Origin of the sequence: Vibrio sp. IB15 (assembly GCF_016406055.1) — a bacterium.
GTDB classification, from domain to species: Bacteria; Pseudomonadota; Gammaproteobacteria; order Enterobacterales; family Vibrionaceae; genus Vibrio; species Vibrio chagasii.
On the sequence record NZ_JAEFCE010000006.1, the window covers coordinates 44,795 to 63,736 of the forward strand.

The following is an 18,942-nucleotide window of genomic DNA, read 5'->3' on the forward strand; positions in this document are numbered from 1 at the left end:
GACACCTAGCGTACCAATAAAAAAACCATTTATAGAGTCAAATAAAACATAGAAACAAATAACCGTAGTATGTATTATATCACCAAGCTTAATTGACAATATATTTGAAATAGGTTTATCTCTGGTAATCATCACGTATAATTTCACTGAATATAGAATTTACGGCAGGATTTTTTCCTGCCATGTTCTTTAAGAAATATTGTCAAATACCTTATTCCACATTTCTATGACTTTTTGTTTTTGTACCAAACTTGCTTTAGAAATTAGCATCGTTACTTCTTGATGATACTCCTCGTCAGCCAATAGGTCGTTCACTAACTTGTTAGTAGCCTCTTGATCTGATGTGTCTACCAAATACTTAAAAACGTCATAGTCCTTCAGCAAACACTGATATTTGTGACTCCAACCAGTTGCTATAACAGGTACTCCTTGACTGAGAGCACTAACCAAACCGTGGAATCGAGAACTTATAACAAGTCGCGACTGACCTATAACCCACTTTATCTTTAGAGGATCAATTGGTTCTAAGATGTCTATATTATGAGAGCATCGAGTAGCCACTTTTTCGGCCAACTCTCTATCAGCCTTGCCTTCGTGAACCAGCAGGAATGGTTTTTTACCACATGAGTTTACATTCTCAATGGTATTCACAAGAAAATCAACATACTCATCACCTAGCTTTGTTTTCTCCAACATCTTTGTGTTTGGAATAACACAAACTTCATGCTGCTCTGCATCAAACAAATTACACGGCGTTCCTTCTACTAAATTGGTAAAATCTGGACACTCTTGCAATTCTGTATTGCCACAAATAGGCTGAGCAAAAGAGTAAGACTGAGGGTCGCGAGCAAATACTAGATTAGCGTTGCTGAAGATGTGCTGAGCACTCTTCTTAGTTGCCTCATCCTCGAATGGCCCTAAGGCTTGAGGAAGTAGAACAACCTTCTTTCCTTGCTTTTTCAAACTCTCAATTGTCGTTCCCAAACGATAATCAACAAGTTTAGGCCCCCACTGGTCGCCGTATGAAAACCCTGAAGCATCTAGTACAACATCAATATCTCTAGACTTGACAATACCAAAAACATTGAGCAACTTGTTCGGCATCAGTCCTACAAGGGCACCAATATCGACACCAAACTTTGTGACACGCGCTTTTTGGTACAGCCCATGGTACGCTCTTAACTGATAGTCACCGTATGGCTCAACTGCAAAGCGAGCATCTACACCACGTTGCTTGAATTGCTCAATGATAGCAACCAGCATTAGTTCTGCACCTTTGTTAGGGAAACCAATACCTTTAACTTCTACAGTTAGTTTACTCATTTATAGTTCTCTAAAGTTGTTTTCATAATTGAAAGCGATTTTTTGGAGGAGTACGCAATCAATGACTCTGGATCTGCATACCCTACACTGATCATCATTACGACTCGCTTATGTTCAGGCAATGAAACTTTACTTCTTAAATTTTTCTCATTTTCTTCATTTACCGGCCAGTTGATTGGACAGCTACTTAGCCCGAGAGTCTCAAAAGCAAGCATAAGCTGCATACTGGCCAAACTAGCATCGATATAAATCACATTCTTATCAGCTTCTGTTGGGTAGCAAGAAAGGTCACCAACAACAAGTATGATACACGGAACTTGGTGACTAAACCCTGAAGTACCAGCAGCGATACTTGTCACTTCAGGGGCTAGTATCGGGTCATTAATTACTAGAAACTCATATGGCTGTCGATTACATGCACTCGGTGCAGTTTTGGCTAATTCGATGGCTTGATCGATTAACTTCTCCGGAATCGGCGCTTCTTTGTACCAGCGAACAGATCTTCTCTGATCTAACAATAATTTTAATTCGTTAGGCGTAATATGTGATTTTTCAGCGACTAACGAACGTTGGTAAGGGATATAGCTTCCCTTGGCCTTAGTATTGTTTTCTAATCCATTATATTTGGTCCTCGCAAGGTCTATCACCTCGCTACTACCGACAGTGTTAAAATAGTTTGATAAGATATCTTCCGCCCACTGCTTCTCTTCAACACACCAATCAGAAGCACCACGAGCATTGGAGAACAATTCGACAGTTTCAAGAATAAATGCTTCCCCAAAAACATCTCTCCTTGTTTTCATAATGAGACCTTTTTCTAATCGGTGGATATTTCTTCTAAGCTGAGGACTTGATTCACTGAATGCTGTTTTTTTTCTATTAAACTCCACTCTTCCAGACAGCACTGCTTGTTGCTCTCCTTTATATGAACCATTGAAAATAGCATAATAAGCGCCCGTAAGAAGCTTACTTTTTGATACTAATCCAATCCCCTTCGCTTTTGCTTCATTTATCAAACGTCTTATTGTTCGTCTACGTTCTGCACTTAGACAACTACGAATCACACTTTTCACAAACACACCTTACTCTTAAACTTTTTAAAAACTCTAGCTATAGCACCAATAATGTTAAAACTCTTCGTCATCACATTAAAATAGCCTCTGGTGCGCGGGCTAATAGAGAGTAACAAATAATAAGCCACTAAATAACTTATCACAGTAGCCCATGCAGCTCCGATTGCTCCATACTGAGGAATAAAGATTAAATTCAACAATACATTGGTTAAAGCCGCCACGGCATGGTTAATCAAAGAAAAATGGTATACACCTTCATTTAAAATCCACTTACTAAATAGCGCTCTAGAAAAAACAAGAATCCCACCGAAGATATGTATTGACAATATATTTGCAGATTCCAAATACTCTGAACCAAACAAAACATAAATTATCTCATTTGATAACACCAGCATCACGATTGCAATAATAAAACCAATTGCAACTAAAAAGTCGTTAATTTCTTGTAGCCTCCTCTGATACTCTACTTGACTACTTTCCTTAGCCTTTATCAATTTTGGGAAATAAGAAGCCGCAATGATATTAGGTAAAAAATACCATACTTCTGATAGTCGTACGGCTACAGAATATATACCTACCTCGCTATCGCCTCTCATCTCTGCAATCATAAACTGATCAATTTTCAGACAAATAACGCTCGCAATTGTTGAAAATAGCAACCATTTGGATTTTTTTGCTAGCTCCAAAGCATAACTGATATTTACAGCTCCCCTTTTTGTATTGAACCTAGATATTTTTAGAGCTAATACATACCAGAGAGCTAATGCTGCTGGCTCTAATATTGCTGTATAGAAGAAGTAATCAAGAGGGGCTTCTGATACCAATAAGAAGCACTTTATAGCAAAAAAAACAGTCGCATTTGAAATTCTAGCAAACACTGAGTACTTTGATTCTACCTTAGCTTGAAACAAAAAATCAAAAAGATAGAATGTAGAAGATAAAGCAGAGACAATACTCAGCCTAATCCAATAATTATCTATCGAAGTAACTAAAGAAAACTGAGCGATAGCTAGTAAAACGATAGAAAAAAACAGTGCACCTACAAATCGAACAAAAAGAGAGGTAGCAATAACATCACTTTTGTTTTTGGATTTTAAGTACTCCTTGATAAAGATCGCATTGACTCCAATTGGAGACATTAATACAACCATACTATTTATACTTATTAGAAGACTTAATTTTCCAAATTCACTGGGGCCTAAGTATCGGGCCAGCATTACATTCACCACAAGAACTAGGAAAAGGTTAATACCCTTTTCAGACATTAACCACAATATGTTCTTGTTTTCTTTGGAATGCAATTGTCTAATTAAATTCATAATCAAATTCAGGGTTCCCGCATAAACATTTTTCAATCACCAAACAACACTTTTTCTCGATATTCAATATTAGGGCAAGATTACGAAGCCCCTTGTCCCGCAAGGCAGGGCTCCCGCATAAGTTGCAAAGTTATTAAAAACACTTAAGTACCAAACAAAACTCTCTCTCGGAACTCTGTATTTAACGCGCATTTCAATTGTCGCCGTTTTAAGGTCCTTTTCATCTCTACAAGCTTAATAAAGTTCATACACATCTGACGAATTCGGGACAGGTTTTCGGATACGTGCTTGTAGGTGATTCGACTGTCATCTTCATTCATTACGGTATCCAACCACCAGTGCATACTTTCAACACCCCAGTGACCTCGACATAACTTACCAAATTCTTCGGCTTTCATTTTCTTAGAAGAGATGAAGTATCTAACCCCCAAACTGCCTGAAGGCTCACCATTTTTATTTTGGTAAGTCGTTGCTATACATAAACTTTTCAAGCCTTTCCACTTGGCCTGAAAGTCACAAAACACAGAAAATTCATGAACTTCCCCGTCAATAAAGGCTTGCTAGAACCTTTAAAAGGTACTCACAATTCATCGCTCTTTTATGTTTAATGCTCGCTTTGAGAGTCGTTTCACTCTTCAGCATGTTTAAGCACATTTGCCTGATCCTTGCAAAACTTTCTGCACCTTCATCTACTCGTTTTCGGCTGGCATCTTCACCGAAAGCGGTATCTAACGACCAGTGCATCGACTCAACCAACCAATGTGAACGTGTGGCATTTAACAATTCATTAGCACTTAATTCCTTCGAGTTAATGTAGTATCTAACCGTGAATTCTGACTCTTTCGCGACCTCTTCCTTTTGTCGCAAAGAAACAACGATACCCATTGTTTTTAGCTCTGGCCATTCAGGGCAAGATTTGATAATCGAGGGTATCTAAACCATGAGCTCGTTCAAAATGAACTTTGACGTGAATTTTTCTGAGCAATTTTCACAAAACCACCTCAGCATTAAAAACCTACTGAGACACTTTTCATTCATTTTGAGACAGTCTTTTTTCGACAATCCCTTATAAAACCTAGATTTTGCTTACTTTTTAAAAATCGTCCCAATAGGCCACAAAAACAGTCTTTTTGCAGCTCGTAGCCCTTTTGACTTGCTCGCCATCCGAATTTGGGTACGCTACCGCCCTTAGGTTTGGCTCCTAAAGGCAATAAATCATGGCTGTTCACCGTACTTCATTCTAATGCGGTTTTTATACGGTTTTTTTGAAGGCCGAGATTGTAACAAAGTGTATGCATATTGACTAGTTTGAAATTTGAACCAAGATCTCACCATGAATTTACCCAACGAAAGCATTGTACGTCTTGCAGGTATTGCGTCCCTATGTAGTATCGGTTTTCTTGTGCTGCGTCGCAGTAGCGCTTCTCTATATCGATGAATATTTTGCCGTTACGGTACAAAGAAACAAAACTGGGGTTGGTGTTCACAGCCAGCATTGCTTTGATTTCAGTGCGGGTTAAGCCTTGTGGGTAATGGCTCACCAGTAATTTTAAGAACTCTCCAATTCGCCCTTCTACTCGCGCGACTTCTTTGGCCAAAAGCGTGGCTTGCTGTTCGGTGGTCAGTTTTTTTAAGCTTGTATCTTCCATGTTATTTTCTTCCTTGTTTACATTACTGCTCACTTCCGTTGTGTGGTTTTGGTTGCGCCCTGTTTGGGTGCGCCGAGCTTGGCTTCACTCAGTGTCATCTTTCATCTGCGCTTTCGATTGAATGAGCGCTTTAATGCGTGCTTCAAAAGGGTTGTGGGTGTTAGTACTTTGGTATTCAGCCAGAGCTTGGGCCACAGGTGTTGTGGCTGATTGGCTATGCTGATGAGGTAAGTGCTTACTTCGTGGTTGTTCTTTCGTAAGGTTTGCTTGCGCCAGCTGCATTGGCAGTTTTCGCTTGATTGGCCTTGTCCCTTTGGTTCGCTTTATTGGTGTGAACGCTCCTTGCTTGGTTTTGGCTTTCGCGCTTCTTCTTAGCCAGCCATTCACAAAATGGCCAATATGCTCAAACGGTTTACGTTTATCGGGGTTAATGTACAACCAGGCTTGCATGGCGTGCAGTTGTTGCAGTACGTCTAAGCTGGGATAGGTGCTCTCTAATATGGTAAAGAACTCGTGATAAATCGGTGCACTTCCCTCTTGAGTAAGCAGGTGAATCACCGCGTCATCTGGGCTCTTGGTGTCCGAGTTTTTGGCGTCCGAGATTTCAGTGTTAGTGCTTGTGATGTCCGTGCTTTTGCTCTTCGAACTGTGCGTATCCGTTGTGATGGTATCTCCTCGTTCTACCACTGTGTTTTCTGAGGGACTCTTTTCGAGCGTGTTAGTTTTTAGGCTCAGCCCTGTTTTATGTTCTTTATGAGAGATTATGTGTGCCAGGGGATCACTCTCCGTGTTGGATCGGTTGGCCTCCTGGTGGGTGTCGGATTGATCCGTATTAGGGTTGTGATTGGCTACAGGCTCCGTTACCGATACAGTGGCGGGCTGTGGGGTGTCATGAATTAAGTTGCGCTGTTCAATATGACAACCTTCAGGCACACGCAGTTGGTACAAGTTACTGCGCTGGCGCCCTGAATCATCAAAGCGCTTTATCCGCTGTAAAAAACCTTGCTTTTCCAGCTCGTTAACATGTCTTGTTACGGTTCTTAGCGACACTTCGCAATATTGCGCTAAGTAATTCAACGAGGGGAAACACACGCCGCGCGCGTCGGCATTATCGGCCAATTTTAACAGTACCAATTTGCTAATTGGCGAACCGGTTTTCAGTGGCATAAAAGAAAGAATGAGAGAAACACACATCATTAACGCTCCTTGTTATCGGTTGATTCATCAAGAGATCCATTGATAGTCAGAGCATTAACAACACTTTTTTAAGGATTGGGGGCGCAACGCCCGTGAGATAAGTTGTAAGAAAAGATGTTTAGTTAATTGGCTCGAACTGATATGCAACATCAAACCTATCAAACAGGTATTTTGGGAAACACCTCTCACTTTTTAGCTAAGCCTTTTTTTAATGATGAGCAACGGCAACCCTAATCGCAAACCTTGAATTACATTGCCTCCCCCGTAGCAACCATAAGGTGTTCAATGAAGGTAATCATCTCTCTTTTTATTTCCGTCTACCGAGGCAACATGGCCAGTGCAGAGTGCTGCTCTTACTCCCTCCCTTATGCGCACTCTAACTCTCGCTGTTGCTCAGATCAGAACTCGGCATATGGCGCATCATCAGAACACACTGGCTTTGCTGCTGTTAACTACGAGGATGTTTGTTGGGCAATAAGCCGAGCAAGCAAGCGCGAAACCCTTGGCTATTACATTACTTACCTTCGCTATGTGCGCTATCACGACGCTTACGTGAAAACAGTGGAACGTGCTTGGCTGAAACGTAGCAATTTGGAACTAAGCCAGGTAGCTGCATCCCAGCAATGGTTACAACAACATGAGGAAGCATTTTGTCACGCACTCCACCAGCAACTCATCGAACTCAATGGCCGCGATTAATGGGTCAATCTTCATCCCTTGGTTCCATTTTGTGTCACCTTCCCGCCGGTTTGGCTTTCTCTTTTATTACCGTGCATTGCAGCGCCACGTCACCACAGCAAGACATAGGCGTGCATGACATTCGCTGCTGGCATAAAAAGAGAGGCTGGCGCGATGTGGGGTATCACTTTGTGATTCGTCGTGATGGCAAGGTAGAGCTAGGTAGGCCGCTATCGCAGACTGGCGCACATGTGAAAGGGCACAACAAAAGTAATATTGGGGTTTGTATGATCGGTGGCTGTGACGCAAAGCAGCAACCAGACGACAATTTCACGTTTTCGCAACGTAAGGCACTGTTTGGCTTGGTGGCAGCGTTGCAAGAACAGTTCTCTATTTCAGATGAAGCGGTAAAGGGCCATAAAGATTGGGGAGTGAATAAGGCGTGTCCGGTGATGAGATTAAGAGAAGATGCGAGATACGAGTAAACGAGATGCGAAAAGATTAGGAGCAGATGTGAGTGGCGCGAGAACGAGGAGCGAAGAGACTAAAAGCAGATTCCAGATACTTCGTTCCTCGCCTCTAAAGCAACAGAATGGCGGAATGACGGAGTCGTGGGACTATTAACTTAATAAAACTAGTCGTCATTCCCTACAGTAAGGGACGAACGTGATAGGGAATCTAATTCAAGGATCAATGGTAGAGGAGAGGCCTCGCTAAGGTTGTCGAAGCATAAGGTTAGTCAGTCAAAGGCCATATAGGCGGTCAAAGCCAATCAATAAACTAAGGAGCAGTATGACGTTGTTCGGGAGAATATTTGGAAGCCAGTCTTCCATTAGCAAAGGGTTAGATGCAATCACCAACACAGGAGATGCGATGTTTTTTACTGATGAAGAAAAGGCGAAGCACAAGCTAGCACTACTGAAAGCGTATGAACCTTTTAAATTGGTGCAACGCTACATTGTATTGTTGTTCACCATACCCTATGTCGCACTTCATGTGATGGTCATTGTTGGCTGCATGCACGGTTACGATTGGAAACCGTTGGGAGAAATGACCAATGAAGCGTTTGGTTATCCGGTGTTAGCTGCGATTGGATTGTATTTAACGGGAGGGGTGATTAAAAAGTAGAAGAGCAGATGAGGGATACGAGTAAACGCGATTCGAAGAGCTGAAGAGCGGATGCGAGTAGCGAGATGCGAGTAGCGAGATTCGAGTAAACGAAGAGCTGAAGGAGCAGATACTGGTGACGGGTATCGAGATACGAAGAGATTAAAAGCAGATTCCAGATACTTCGTTCCTCAGTTCTGGAATGACGATTTCATTAATCGATAAAACGTAATGATGAAAAAGCGGGTGGCAGAGAGCAAGCAATATGAAAATCAAAGACAAGAGTATGCGAGTTTTGCTTTTAGCTCCTCCCCTTTATCACGATTGTTACTTGGCAAAAAATATTAATATAAGGGGAGGTAGGGAGGGGTTGGTTAGACACCGCTAGCATCCCCCTCTGACTCCCCCTTCTATCAACACCATCACTCACAATAGTCCAGTGTTCAAGGGGGAGAACCAAAAGCTAAGTCTTCGAATAATTTGAACTGCAGGTACGAGGGGATAAAAATAGGTACGGGTGACGTATAGCGAGACGCGAAGAGATTAAGAGCAGATACGAGTAACGGGTAAACGGGATGCGAAGAGCTGAAAAGAATAGACGCGGGTAGCGGGTAAACGAGTAACGAAGAGATAAAAAAGATGAAGAGCGGATTCGAGTGGTGTTTTTCATTCTCGCCACTCGTATCTGCCTTTTAGCTTTTCGTTTACCCGATTACTCGCATCCCGTTACCGCTCTTTATTTCTTATCGCTCGAATATGCGTAGTTGTAGTAACCGTAGCCGTATGAGCTTGATGCTTTCTTCTCGATGGCGTTGAAGATAACGCCTTTCACTTCGATGCCTGATTGTTCGAAACGGTTGCGAGCAACGTCGATCTCTTTAAGGGTGTTTTGACCGTAACGTGCCACCATTAGTGTGGTGCCAGCAAACGCACCAACGATGCTTGGGTCGGTTACCGCTAATACTGGCGGAGTATCGACAATCACCAAATCATACTCTTTTGATGCCCAATCCATCAACTCTGCAAAGCGTGGGTGCATTAGCAGTTCCGATGGGTTTGGTGGCACTTGGCCGCGAGTAAGAATGTCTAGGTTTTCTACTGGTGTTGCTTTCACTGATTGCACAAACTCTTGTTTGTTGCTCAACACATCAGAAAGGCCGTTTTCCCATTTCACACCAAAGCTTTGCTGTAGGTAACCCTTACGCATATCGGCATCAATCAACAATACCTTTTGACCTGTTTTAGCCGCTACTGCGGCAAAGTTGGTCGAGATGAAAGATTTACCAATACCTGGCGCCGGGCCAGAGATCATTAACACGTTGTTTTTGGCTTCAAGCATCGCAAAGTGCAAGCTGGTACGAAGGCCACGTAGCGCTTCTACCGACAAGTCTGCTGGGTTAGATTCTGCCAGCAGTGCCTGCGCGCCTTTGGTCTGTGTTTTCTTCGATTTAAAGCGGTTGGTTAGCTCAATTTGCAAATCTGATTTTGGTACAGCCGCATAAACGGGTAAACCAATTTGTTCAATTTGATCTGGGCTTTCAACACCTCGGTGAAATGCCGCTTTCACTAATACAAACGCCACACTCAACATACCACCTAGCAAAGTCGCTAATACTACGATCAGTGGCTTCTTCGGTTTTACAGCGCGCTTATACGCTTGGGCGTCGTCTAGAATACGAACGTTACCTACGGTACCCGCTTTAATGATGCTTAGCTCTTGCACCTTGTTTAACAGCTGAATGTAGATTTGTTGGTTCACTTCTACATCGCGTGTCATACGCAGCACTTCACGCTGTGTTTTCGGTAACTTTTGAATCTGTTCGTTCAGGCGGTCTTTCTCACGTAGCAATGTTTTACGCTTATCAAGCAGTGATTTGTAAGCGGGGTGATCTTTGGTAAAGCGCTGGCTGATCTCGCTCTCTTTAAACGTCAGCTCATTCAATTGCGCTTCAAGCTCTACCATTACTTTTAGGGTAGATTGCGCTTCTAAGCCCAAGTCGATCGATTCGTTCTTCTGGCGGTAATTGTTTAGTGTGTCTTCATAGCCCGTCAGCTCAGACTTAATACCTGGAAGGTGGCTTTCTAAGAATTCTAGGCTCTTTTCTGCTTCCGCTGAATTGCGCTTCACATTTTGTAAAAAGTAGATCTGGCTGATGTGATTAAGAATCTCAGTAATCTGTTGTTTGTTTTCGCCTTCAAAGCTCAACTTCAGAATACCGGTTTGCTTACCTTGCTCAGACAGAGACAAGGATTTTTTCAACCATTCGATCGCTTCTAGTCGGCTTTGTTTAGCAATAGAGAATTCGAAACCGTTGTGAGATTCAAACCCTGCCACAAACAGGCTGTAGTCATCGGCCGTTGCAAGCGCACCCACTTTACCTTGTAGGATAACGCGTTCATCATCACGCAACAGTTGATAAGTGCCTTGTTCGGCATCAAGAATCTGGATAGTGTGTGAGTAATCGCTCGCATAGCTTGGCAAGGTAAAGCGGCTTACCGCAATATGGTTGATATCACCGGTTAAGCGTGCAAAGCCTTTACCAACGATCGGTGCGTAAATTGGTGCAGTCACCGTCGTTAGGTTAAATTTATCCACCGTTTCGCCTAAGATCATGCGCGATTTGATGATCTCGACTTCGGTGGTTGCTGATGACTCTTGTGAGAATAGCTCGCCCATATCGCCGACCATAGAAGAGATGCCGCCAGAGCTCTTCTCTTCAATTTGAATCAGCGCATCGGCTTTGTAGATCGGTGTTGAAAGCAGCGCAAACGCAATACCAAGCACAGCAAAGATGAATGTGGTGAGCATGATTAGCCATTTAGCATCTAATAAGATGCCAAGCAGTTTTCCTAAATCGATCTCATCAGAGTTATCTGTATGCGATGGCTGGGAGGGTTGTGTTGTCATTTGTTTGCTACTTCCTAAATTATTGCTATTCAAGAGGGTGAACGACGCACCTCTTGTCTATGATTCTGTTATTGTTGCCTTTGTGACGGTTCGCCGCTTCAACGCTTCAACGATAAATAGCGTATACGCAAATTAAAGACGAAACCTCAAACTACAGCTTTTTTGCCCACGCTTGTGCGGCGTCGTCTATCAACTGATAAGCGTATTCAAATGCTTCTCGGCTTTGACGGTGCGGATCGGGAATGTCTTTCTGACCAATCCACTGGCCAAACAACATGGTTTTACCGCGTGCTTCTGGTGAGATCTGAGTGAGCGCTTCTAAATGGCCCTTCTCCATCACCAAGATCAAATCGTATTGAGCACAGAGCTGAGGTGTCACTTGTTGGGCTTGATGGTTTTCGACATCTACGCCATTTTCTGCTGCGATTAAAATCGCGGTCTCATCGGCTGGCTTACCAAGTAAACGGCTCTTTTCGGCCGCGATTCCGGCAGAGGCTATCTCTTTGCCTGGAAGTAATTGTTGAAGAACGCGCTCTCCTGTTGGAGAACGGCAAATGTTGCCCACGCACACGACTAAAATTTTATTAAACATAGCTGTCTCTAATTGTATTGGGCTTGTATCCCCAAGCGACTTTAATAGGCAGGATTCAAGGATCCCGAAGTGACTTGGGTATAAACATAAAAATCAGGCCGCATTTAACATACGACCTGATTGCCATTATCTCTTAGCCTACGGCCAATTACGAATACGCAATGCACCTTCAGTCAAGTTGTTGAAGCCGTTGATTGTCGGTAGCAACTGACCAATCACACGGTTCCAGCGGCTGATTGGTGCTGCTGTTACGTAAACCACATCATAAGGTTTTAAATCAAATTCGGTACCAATCACTAAGGCTGATGCGTCTTCAATGTCTAGTTGGTAGATGTCTGCCATACGCTCCGATTTATCATCAGAGGTACGAATCACAAACACACCCGTCGCATCTGCAGTCAGTTCGTTGATACCGCCAACATTGCTTAGCGCTTCGGTTAGGCTCATGCCCACGCGGTCGATCTTAAGAAGTTTAGGCTCTTTCACTTCACCCATTACGAAGACTTTTTGATTATCGTTACGCGGCACGTGAACAATGTCACCCGCTTGCAGTAAGCGGTTTTGTGTTAAATCACCACGCTGCATTAAGCCATAAAGCGATAGGTTCTCTTCTACCCCGTTGCGCGTTAATGACACATTACGCCAATCCGCATCTTCTGAAAGGCCACCAGAGCGGTTAACGGCATCAAGTAGCGTTAATGGAATATTGGTGAGCGGCTGCTGGCCCGGTTTAGACACTTCGCCAGTAATGTAGGTTTTTTTAGAACGAAACGCCGCTACGTTAACATCCACTTGTGGGCTTTCGATGTATTTAGCCAAACGCGTCGCGATGTCAGCTCGAATTTCACGAACGGTTTTTCCTGCCACTTCTACCGTACCAATGTAAGGATAGAAGATGGTGCCATCGGCATGTACCCAGTTACCGGCCTCGGTACTACTACGGTAAGAACCTGCAGGAATGGTCAACTCAGGGTGATCCCAAATCGTAATATTTAAGATGTCACCAACGCCGACTTTGTATTCGTATTTTGCGATGTCTACGTCTAACTCAGGGTTTGCTCTTGAAACCGACACTTCGCCCGTTTGATAAGTCGAGACTGACTGTGCGGTAAGTGGGTAAACGTTCACCACTTCAGAAATATCAGACTCTTGCTGATCTTCAGAGGCCTGAATCACATTCTTGCCACCCGTAGATAGGTGACTACCTGGAGTCGTACACCCTGCAAGTAATACAGGAAGGAGCGCCAAAAGGAGACGATTTTTATTAATCTTCATGTTAACCAAGTTCTAGAAACGGAATGTGTTGTGATACCCCAAAGGACACCCATAAGGGATTAAACGAATCATTTTATCAGTTACGCTGCATTCAAAAGAGCAGAGGGCAACACTAACTGTGACCTTGCTTCCAATTGGTATCAAAAGAATGAACCCCAAAAGACGCTACCGCCCCTTGGTACTCCGCGACACCACACTGCGTATAAAATGTATCCCCATCAATCTATGATTTATCTAGGGATTTTGAACTAAAACGTAGCAAATCGAGCGTTTACGTGACGTTTATTTAATCCGTATGCATTATCCACAAGATTGTGTTTATTATCAACCTAGTTGAATGGTTTTAAGGGGGTAAGAGCAGTAACAGATGCGAGTAAACGGGATGCGAAAAGCTTAAGAGCGCAAGAGCAGATGAGAGTAACGAGGTACGAGTAAACGAAGAGCCGTGACGGGAGGCTGAGAGGGGTTGGTAACACATAGATAAACATCCCCCTCTAGCTCCCCCTTTGATTAACATCACCGCTCACAAACGAACGACGTTCAAGGGGGAGAACCAAAAGCTAGACCCCATTAATATCACGAGCTCTTAAGCTATTCGTTACTGAATTATTCGAGACTGCTCTTTCCCTGCTTTTCGTATCCGGCTTACTCGTTAACCGTATCTATCTTTTCTCGCTCTTCGTATCCCGATTACTCGTTGCTCGTATTCGCCCCTAAATCTACTTAACGCTACTTGGCCTTTGGAACCAAGGCGAACGCGCATCGGTTTGCTCGAACAAGTTGTACTGCTTATTCAATACTTGACCACCATCACGCGTGATCGGCAACCAGGTGAAGCCACCACGGCTTGAGCTTGGTTTCACCGTCATTAAATCAAACGGAATCGACACGTAGAAACCTTTGGTATAGCTGCCCTCACCGTACTCTTCAGTAGTCATGTCGGTGATGCTGACAAATGCACCGGCAATCACGCCACTCTTAAACTGCTTCGAGAAGTCAATACGAGTACCAATATCACCCGCCAAGAACTTACCCACCCCAACTTGTAGCAAGGTATCGCTCAAGAAGTCCCATTGCGGTGTGTAGTAACCGGTAATAAAGCCTGTACTGCCTTTGTCGATAACTTTGTACGTTCGGCTGCTGTTATCTGGGTTAATTTGGGTCGCTTGATCAAACGTGCCAAACCAGCTTTCAGGATCTCGTTGGCTTATTGCCGTCATGTCTGCGCCAATAGCCCAATTTTGATTGAATGGTCGATACAAAATTTCACCACCGACCCCAGCGAACATGCTCTCTAAGTAGCCACCGTAAGCTTGAGTGTAGATACCGCTGCCGTAGTCCTCGAACCACGTCAGTTGTAAGCGGTCCAAACGGACCGGATCGTCAACATAAGAGCGAAACAAGGTGCGTACTCTTGGCGTTTGGTCGGTGCCATCTGGTGGCACGGTGTAGTTAAACTTGTCGTAGTTATCGATTAAGTTAACGTAAAGCGACCCCGAGAGCTCGACATTGTTTAGCGCCCAGAACGAAGCATTGGTGTATAAACCCAAACTGTATAAGTAGAAGTTTTCAGCCGAGCCGAACGATTGAGCAAGGTTAGGTGACACCGACACATCAAAGCGTTCACGGCCATCATGATAAATAACCGCTCGCTTACGCTCCAGTTCATGGGTGTTGGTTGCATCACTGGTTTGAGCATTCAGATAACGGTTATTTGCTGCCGCTTTGAACGCTTGAGCATCTATCGTTGTCTCAGTAAGTTCCAGTGACTTATCGTTTTCGATGATCTGGTAGGTATCGATGTAACTCGGCACACCGTTAGCAATCACGGTCGCACCGCGTTCAAGGGCGATATCTCTGTCTCGGTATTTCACCTGAGAGCCTTTGACCACAATGCTATTATCGTCGACCAAGATTTGTGCTTGTTCATAGCCAGCGATCGTTTCAAGGTCTGCCGCAAGGGCCGCCATATCAATATCGTCCACCGTCTCGACACCGCTTGGGCGCAAGTCTGCCTTCTCCGTATCTCGCCACACAGAATACATGTCATTAAAATTGGTCGAAAGATCAAAACCAAGGGTTAAAGTATCGCCTCGCTCATAGCTCACTTTGGCAGAGCCCCAATCAGTAAAACGATACACAGCACCCAGGTTCCATGGCGTGTGTTGTGTCATGTCGACACTCCCACGTACCACTGGGAAGTCTTGAGAGTAATCGTTGGCATCGTATTCAAGCTTTAAGGTGAGCGGCTTATAAGGGGTTTGGTATTCCAAGCCGCCATAAATGGCCGCATCGCCTTTAAACCAGCGCTCAAAATCGACACTGCCACCATTACCTTTAAAGTCAGATGGGCGTTCGCAATATTTATCACTGGCTTTACACAGTGGATTCGTGAAATTGCCACTGGTGCCCATGTATCCCCAAGCCATACCCAAGGTGAAATCAACGGGTCCAAAGCGCTTAGTTGCTGCGACAAACTCACCATCAAATAAGCCAGTACCACCAAAGTCACGCATCCCCACGGAAACTTCCGGCAAGTAATACCCTTCTTCGAGCAAGCGCAGTTTAAAGTCGATGCCTTTATCTGTGTATTTAGTACAACCACTGAAGGAGTTTTGCGAACAATCTTGACCAGCGCCTCCTCCGCTATATAGAAGATCTTGCACTTGTGTATAACGTATGGTGGTTTCTAGCCAAGGCATCACCTGCAAGCTGACGTTATAAAAGTAGTATTCGTTATTAAACGAAGCACTCACGTTAAACTCGCCTTCAGGCGCCATTCGCCCTGTTGGCATTTGCATTAGGCCAACACCACCAAAGTTCATTTGCGATGTTCTGTATTCAGTGGCGTCGAATGGTGTTTTTTCTGCCCGAATCGAAGAAGAATCAATGGCTGTTTCGGCAAAAAACGTCTCTGCAAATACAGAAGTACTGTTGGTCATTAACAAGGCGCAGGTAACCGATGTGCACACTGCCGATAGTGGGAATGATTTCTGTTTCAGCATTACAGGCCAACCTTATTACGTAGCAAATCGACAATATCTTGGTTCAACGTTGAGTACTCCGATGGCAGAGCGTCAAACGCCATAAATACCATGGCACCTGGTGCTAAATAAACCGGCTGTTCGTTCCAGTATGCATATTGAATGGTTTGCACCACGCCATCTGGCTGAACAACATATGCCACGCTTTTATCCGCTGATTCACCAATAAAGCCGCTCGGCAATGCGTCGAGATAGTCATTCAAGGTGCCATGCTCTATCAGATTCATGGTGACCGACTCTTTCATTGCCCCCACCAACTGAATTGACGTTGGTCGTTTTGGTAAGTACAGAGAAAACCTTTGAGCTTGAGTTGCCGATGTTTTATCTAGATTAGAACGGGAAACCAGTAACGGGTTCTTACCTGATTGCGAGATAACCGCATTACGATCTAATTCAATAAAAACTCGATTGAGATATTGGAAAGAGGCTAACTGTTGCTTCACTCGTTTTGCTTCTGGTTCTTCTACCGAAAAAGCGTCAAGCTGCTTAAATACATGGTGCTTTTGGGCTTCGATATCTTTGTTAAGTCCGTTAGCTTTAGTATTGGTTTTATCAAACAATTGAGCTGAAAGAGGGAAATAACCAATACTGCTACTGTTAGTCACGTTAGAGCCAGCAGTCATGTTAGAGCTCGCATTCGCGTCGTCCAACACCTGAAGCAATCGAACGCTAGCTTTATACTCAAGCGTTACACCTTGAAGAGGAAGCTCAATGGTTGTTTTAACCGAAGGCGTAACAACGTTAGACGCTGAAGAAGCGAAGCTAAAAGTACACAGAGATAACAGCGCACTAAACGTCAACAGAACTCTCATCGTTAGTGTAGAACTCATAACAGACAGCCGACACTCCGTCATTTTTGATGCGTGACTCATATTATTCATCATTTTAATTCGTTACTCAGACTCGTTAATTACTTTGGTAAGGCTTAAGGACGGTTAGCTCAAGCCTTGTCATATTTGGGCCTAAATACTGTATGGTTTTAACCACTTGACCTTTACTGTTGACCCAATATGCGTTCGTCATCTCTTGCTCTAACATCGGGAAGTTCACTTTTTCTTGGAATTTCTTGGTGTCGATGGACGCTAACGGTGTTTCAACCGTTTCATTCCCTGCATACGTGCGGGTGATATTGGCTTTGTAGCCGAATCGATAATTTGGTTGCCAATCGTAAACCGCTTGCCATTTTTTGGCTCCGGGGTTAACTGACACATCAAACACAGAAGAAGAATCTGGTGACGAGCTGTTTGCTGACGAGAACGTGTTTAACGGATGGAATGCCAAACCAGAGAGGTTTTCGTAAGGAAGCAATAAGGTTTGTACAATACGTCCATTTTCAGTGACGATCATCGCTTTGTCAGAAGACATCCACTTTAGCTGTTCTGCGCCAGTTTGAGGATTTTTCCCAACGTAAGCCAAAACCATGAAGATTTTGCCTTGGTCGTTTACTTCCGCATAGATGCTGGAATAAGGTAAGGTTTGAATATATTCCTTGGACAGCTCAACATCGGAACTTCCAAAAAAGGCGGCATCGAAAGTGGCATTAACGTCTTTGGCTTTTTGAGAACAAGCCGTTAACAAGAGAGCAGTAAAGAGTAATAAGATCGTTTTATTCATGAAAATCAGAACCAAGTATAATGGTGGCATAAAAAAGCCACTTTACACATGTATGTAAAGTGGCCTTTAAGCTCAAAAATCGATTACTTTTGAGCTGTCACTGTCGTTGCACCGCTTTCATTAGAAGCAACGGCTACTGCTGCCGCTGCCGCTACTGCTGCTGTGGTTACTGCAACGGTAGTTGCTGTGCCAGCTGCTGCTGCAGATGCACCCGCACCCGCTGCTGAGCCAGCGCTTGAACCAGCACCCGCTGCCGCAGTTGATTCAGCAGCAAGTGCTGCACCAGAAAAGCTCACTGCTAATGCAGCCACTAAAGCCATCTTTTTCATAATAATTTCCATTGATATAAACGTTTATATTGACGGTGACATTCACACCAGCAATCAGCTGTTCAGCTTAAACAACTGTATGCTCATCATAGGTAATAACCACATTCAAGTAAATGGGTAAATCATAAACAATACCTTATAAAGCATCATATTAGAGCTCTCTAGTACGCAAAACTGTAAAGTTTGGCACAGATCTCATATAGCGTGAGCCTCAAGCATCGCTATTTACACTCGATCACCCGCCCCTTTACCTAATACCGTTTGAATGATGTATTGAAAGTAAAGCTTGGTCGTTAAGGTCTTGATCATACGTTGATCCCATTCCGCCAGTAGCTTGGGTGTCGACATATCGATATCGATGATTTGAGCCAGTCCTGTGACACCGGGCCTTACTGCCAGCACACCTCTCGACTCTCTTTCACTGAAGAGTTCTTGTTGGTTTAATAAGCCTGGAAGCTCAGCTTCCTAGCAATCTAGTTACTGATGTCCCATCATCAATGAATCAATTAGATATAAAAAACCACTTTATGCTCTCACATAAAATGGTTTTAAACGCCCACAGACAAATTATCGAGTAGTTGTTACACCGCTTTCGTTAGAATCAACCGCTACTGCTGCCACTAGAGCCATCTTTTTCATAATGGTTCCCATTAATATACAAGTTTATATGAAAAAGGTGATTCTCCTTCCCACCCAAAAGATGCTCAGCTTAAACAACTGATTGGGCATGATGAATAATGACCACAGTCAAGTACATGTATAATTGATAAACGCGCCACAGCGATGCAAAATCATCAAGCTAGTATCATGGATAGTTAGATCTTCATTTACTAT

The 18,942-nt window shown here is 43.6% G+C and carries 16 protein-coding genes and 2 pseudogenes; 3 read left to right on the top strand and 15 right to left on the bottom strand.

Features of this window, described 5'->3' with window-relative positions; translation table 11 throughout:
- Positions 1 to 189: 189 nt before the first annotated feature.
- The 7 genes and pseudogenes from JC606_RS03650 to JC606_RS03680 all read right to left on the bottom strand — a co-directional run bounded on the left by JC606_RS03650 (position 190) and on the right by JC606_RS03680 (position 6,558).
- A complete protein-coding gene (locus JC606_RS03650) occupies positions 190 to 1,323 on the bottom strand; it encodes a polysaccharide pyruvyl transferase family protein (protein ID WP_198778022.1) in 1,134 nt (377 codons plus the stop codon).
- A complete protein-coding gene (locus tag JC606_RS03655) occupies positions 1,320 to 2,396 on the bottom strand; it encodes a nitroreductase family protein (RefSeq protein ID WP_198778023.1) in 1,077 nt (358 codons plus the stop codon). The genes JC606_RS03650 and JC606_RS03655 overlap by 4 nt, the downstream gene beginning before the upstream one ends.
- A complete protein-coding gene (locus JC606_RS03660; protein ID WP_233090077.1) occupies positions 2,393 to 3,715 on the bottom strand; it encodes a flippase in 1,323 nt (440 codons plus the stop codon). Before JC606_RS03660 ends, JC606_RS03655 begins: the two co-directional genes overlap by 4 nt.
- 143 nt (positions 3,716 to 3,858) lie before the next feature.
- A complete protein-coding gene (locus JC606_RS03665; RefSeq protein ID WP_332873231.1) occupies positions 3,859 to 4,239 on the bottom strand; it encodes an ISAs1 family transposase in 381 nt (126 codons plus the stop codon).
- Between the two features lie 22 nt (positions 4,240 to 4,261).
- Positions 4,262 to 4,621, bottom strand: a pseudogene (locus JC606_RS03670) (ISAs1 family transposase); the annotation flags it as partial.
- Positions 4,622 to 5,043: 422 nt separating this feature from the next.
- Positions 5,044 to 5,364, bottom strand: a complete 321-nt coding sequence (locus tag JC606_RS03675) for a hypothetical protein (protein WP_198778026.1) — start codon at positions 5,362 to 5,364, stop codon at positions 5,044 to 5,046.
- Between the two features lie 84 nt (positions 5,365 to 5,448).
- Entirely contained in the window at positions 5,449 to 6,558 is a 1,110-nt protein-coding gene (locus JC606_RS03680; protein WP_198778057.1) for a helix-turn-helix domain-containing protein, read from the bottom strand.
- 288 nt (positions 6,559 to 6,846) lie between these two features.
- On the opposite strand from JC606_RS03680, the gene JC606_RS03685 reads away from it, so the two are divergent.
- The 3 genes from JC606_RS03685 to JC606_RS03695 all read left to right on the top strand — a co-directional run bounded on the left by JC606_RS03685 (position 6,847) and on the right by JC606_RS03695 (position 8,367).
- Positions 6,847 to 7,260 carry a hypothetical protein gene (locus tag JC606_RS03685; protein WP_198778027.1) on the top strand — a complete coding sequence of 138 codons (414 nt, stop codon included), beginning with the start codon at positions 6,847 to 6,849 and terminating at the stop codon, positions 7,258 to 7,260.
- The gene (locus tag JC606_RS03690; protein ID WP_198778058.1) at positions 7,260 to 7,724 is read left to right on the top strand and encodes an N-acetylmuramoyl-L-alanine amidase; all 465 of its coding nucleotides are present in this window, start codon (positions 7,260 to 7,262) and stop codon (positions 7,722 to 7,724) included. Before JC606_RS03685 ends, JC606_RS03690 begins: the two co-directional genes overlap by 1 nt.
- Before the next feature lie 307 nt (positions 7,725 to 8,031).
- The gene (locus JC606_RS03695) at positions 8,032 to 8,367 is read left to right on the top strand and encodes a hypothetical protein (protein WP_102424685.1); all 336 of its coding nucleotides are present in this window, start codon (positions 8,032 to 8,034) and stop codon (positions 8,365 to 8,367) included.
- A 715-nt stretch (positions 8,368 to 9,082) separates the two neighbouring features.
- On the opposite strand, the gene JC606_RS03700 is transcribed toward JC606_RS03695, so the two are convergent.
- The 8 genes and pseudogenes from JC606_RS03700 to JC606_RS03735 form a co-directional block, all read right to left on the bottom strand.
- On the bottom strand, positions 9,083 to 11,254 hold the full coding sequence (locus tag JC606_RS03700) for a polysaccharide biosynthesis tyrosine autokinase (RefSeq protein ID WP_198778028.1): 2,172 nt from the start codon (positions 11,252 to 11,254) through the stop codon (positions 9,083 to 9,085).
- Between the two features lie 151 nt (positions 11,255 to 11,405).
- On the bottom strand, positions 11,406 to 11,846 hold the full coding sequence (locus tag JC606_RS03705; protein WP_137406311.1) for a low molecular weight protein-tyrosine-phosphatase: 441 nt from the start codon (positions 11,844 to 11,846) through the stop codon (positions 11,406 to 11,408).
- Between the two features lie 138 nt (positions 11,847 to 11,984).
- Positions 11,985 to 13,121 (bottom strand): polysaccharide export protein, encoded by a 1,137-nt coding sequence (locus tag JC606_RS03710; protein WP_198778029.1) that lies wholly within the window; start codon positions 13,119 to 13,121, stop codon positions 11,985 to 11,987.
- A gap of 719 nt (positions 13,122 to 13,840) precedes the next feature.
- Positions 13,841 to 16,126 carry a YjbH domain-containing protein gene (locus tag JC606_RS03715; RefSeq protein ID WP_198778030.1) on the bottom strand — a complete coding sequence of 762 codons (2,286 nt, stop codon included), beginning with the start codon at positions 16,124 to 16,126 and terminating at the stop codon, positions 13,841 to 13,843.
- On the bottom strand, positions 16,126 to 17,049 hold the full coding sequence (locus JC606_RS03720) for a capsule biosynthesis GfcC family protein (RefSeq protein WP_198778031.1): 924 nt from the start codon (positions 17,047 to 17,049) through the stop codon (positions 16,126 to 16,128). Before JC606_RS03720 ends, JC606_RS03715 begins: the two co-directional genes overlap by 1 nt.
- A gap of 22 nt (positions 17,050 to 17,071) precedes the next feature.
- Complete coding sequence (locus JC606_RS03725; RefSeq protein WP_198778059.1) at positions 17,072 to 17,779, bottom strand: YjbF family lipoprotein; 708 nt, start codon at positions 17,777 to 17,779, stop codon at positions 17,072 to 17,074.
- An 83-nt stretch (positions 17,780 to 17,862) separates the two neighbouring features.
- Positions 17,863 to 18,108 (bottom strand): hypothetical protein, encoded by a 246-nt coding sequence (locus tag JC606_RS03730; protein ID WP_004741388.1) that lies wholly within the window; start codon positions 18,106 to 18,108, stop codon positions 17,863 to 17,865.
- 225 nt (positions 18,109 to 18,333) lie between these two features.
- Positions 18,334 to 18,561 (bottom strand): annotated as a pseudogene (locus tag JC606_RS03735) (sugar transferase); the annotation flags it as partial.
- Positions 18,562 to 18,942 lie beyond the last annotated feature (381 nt).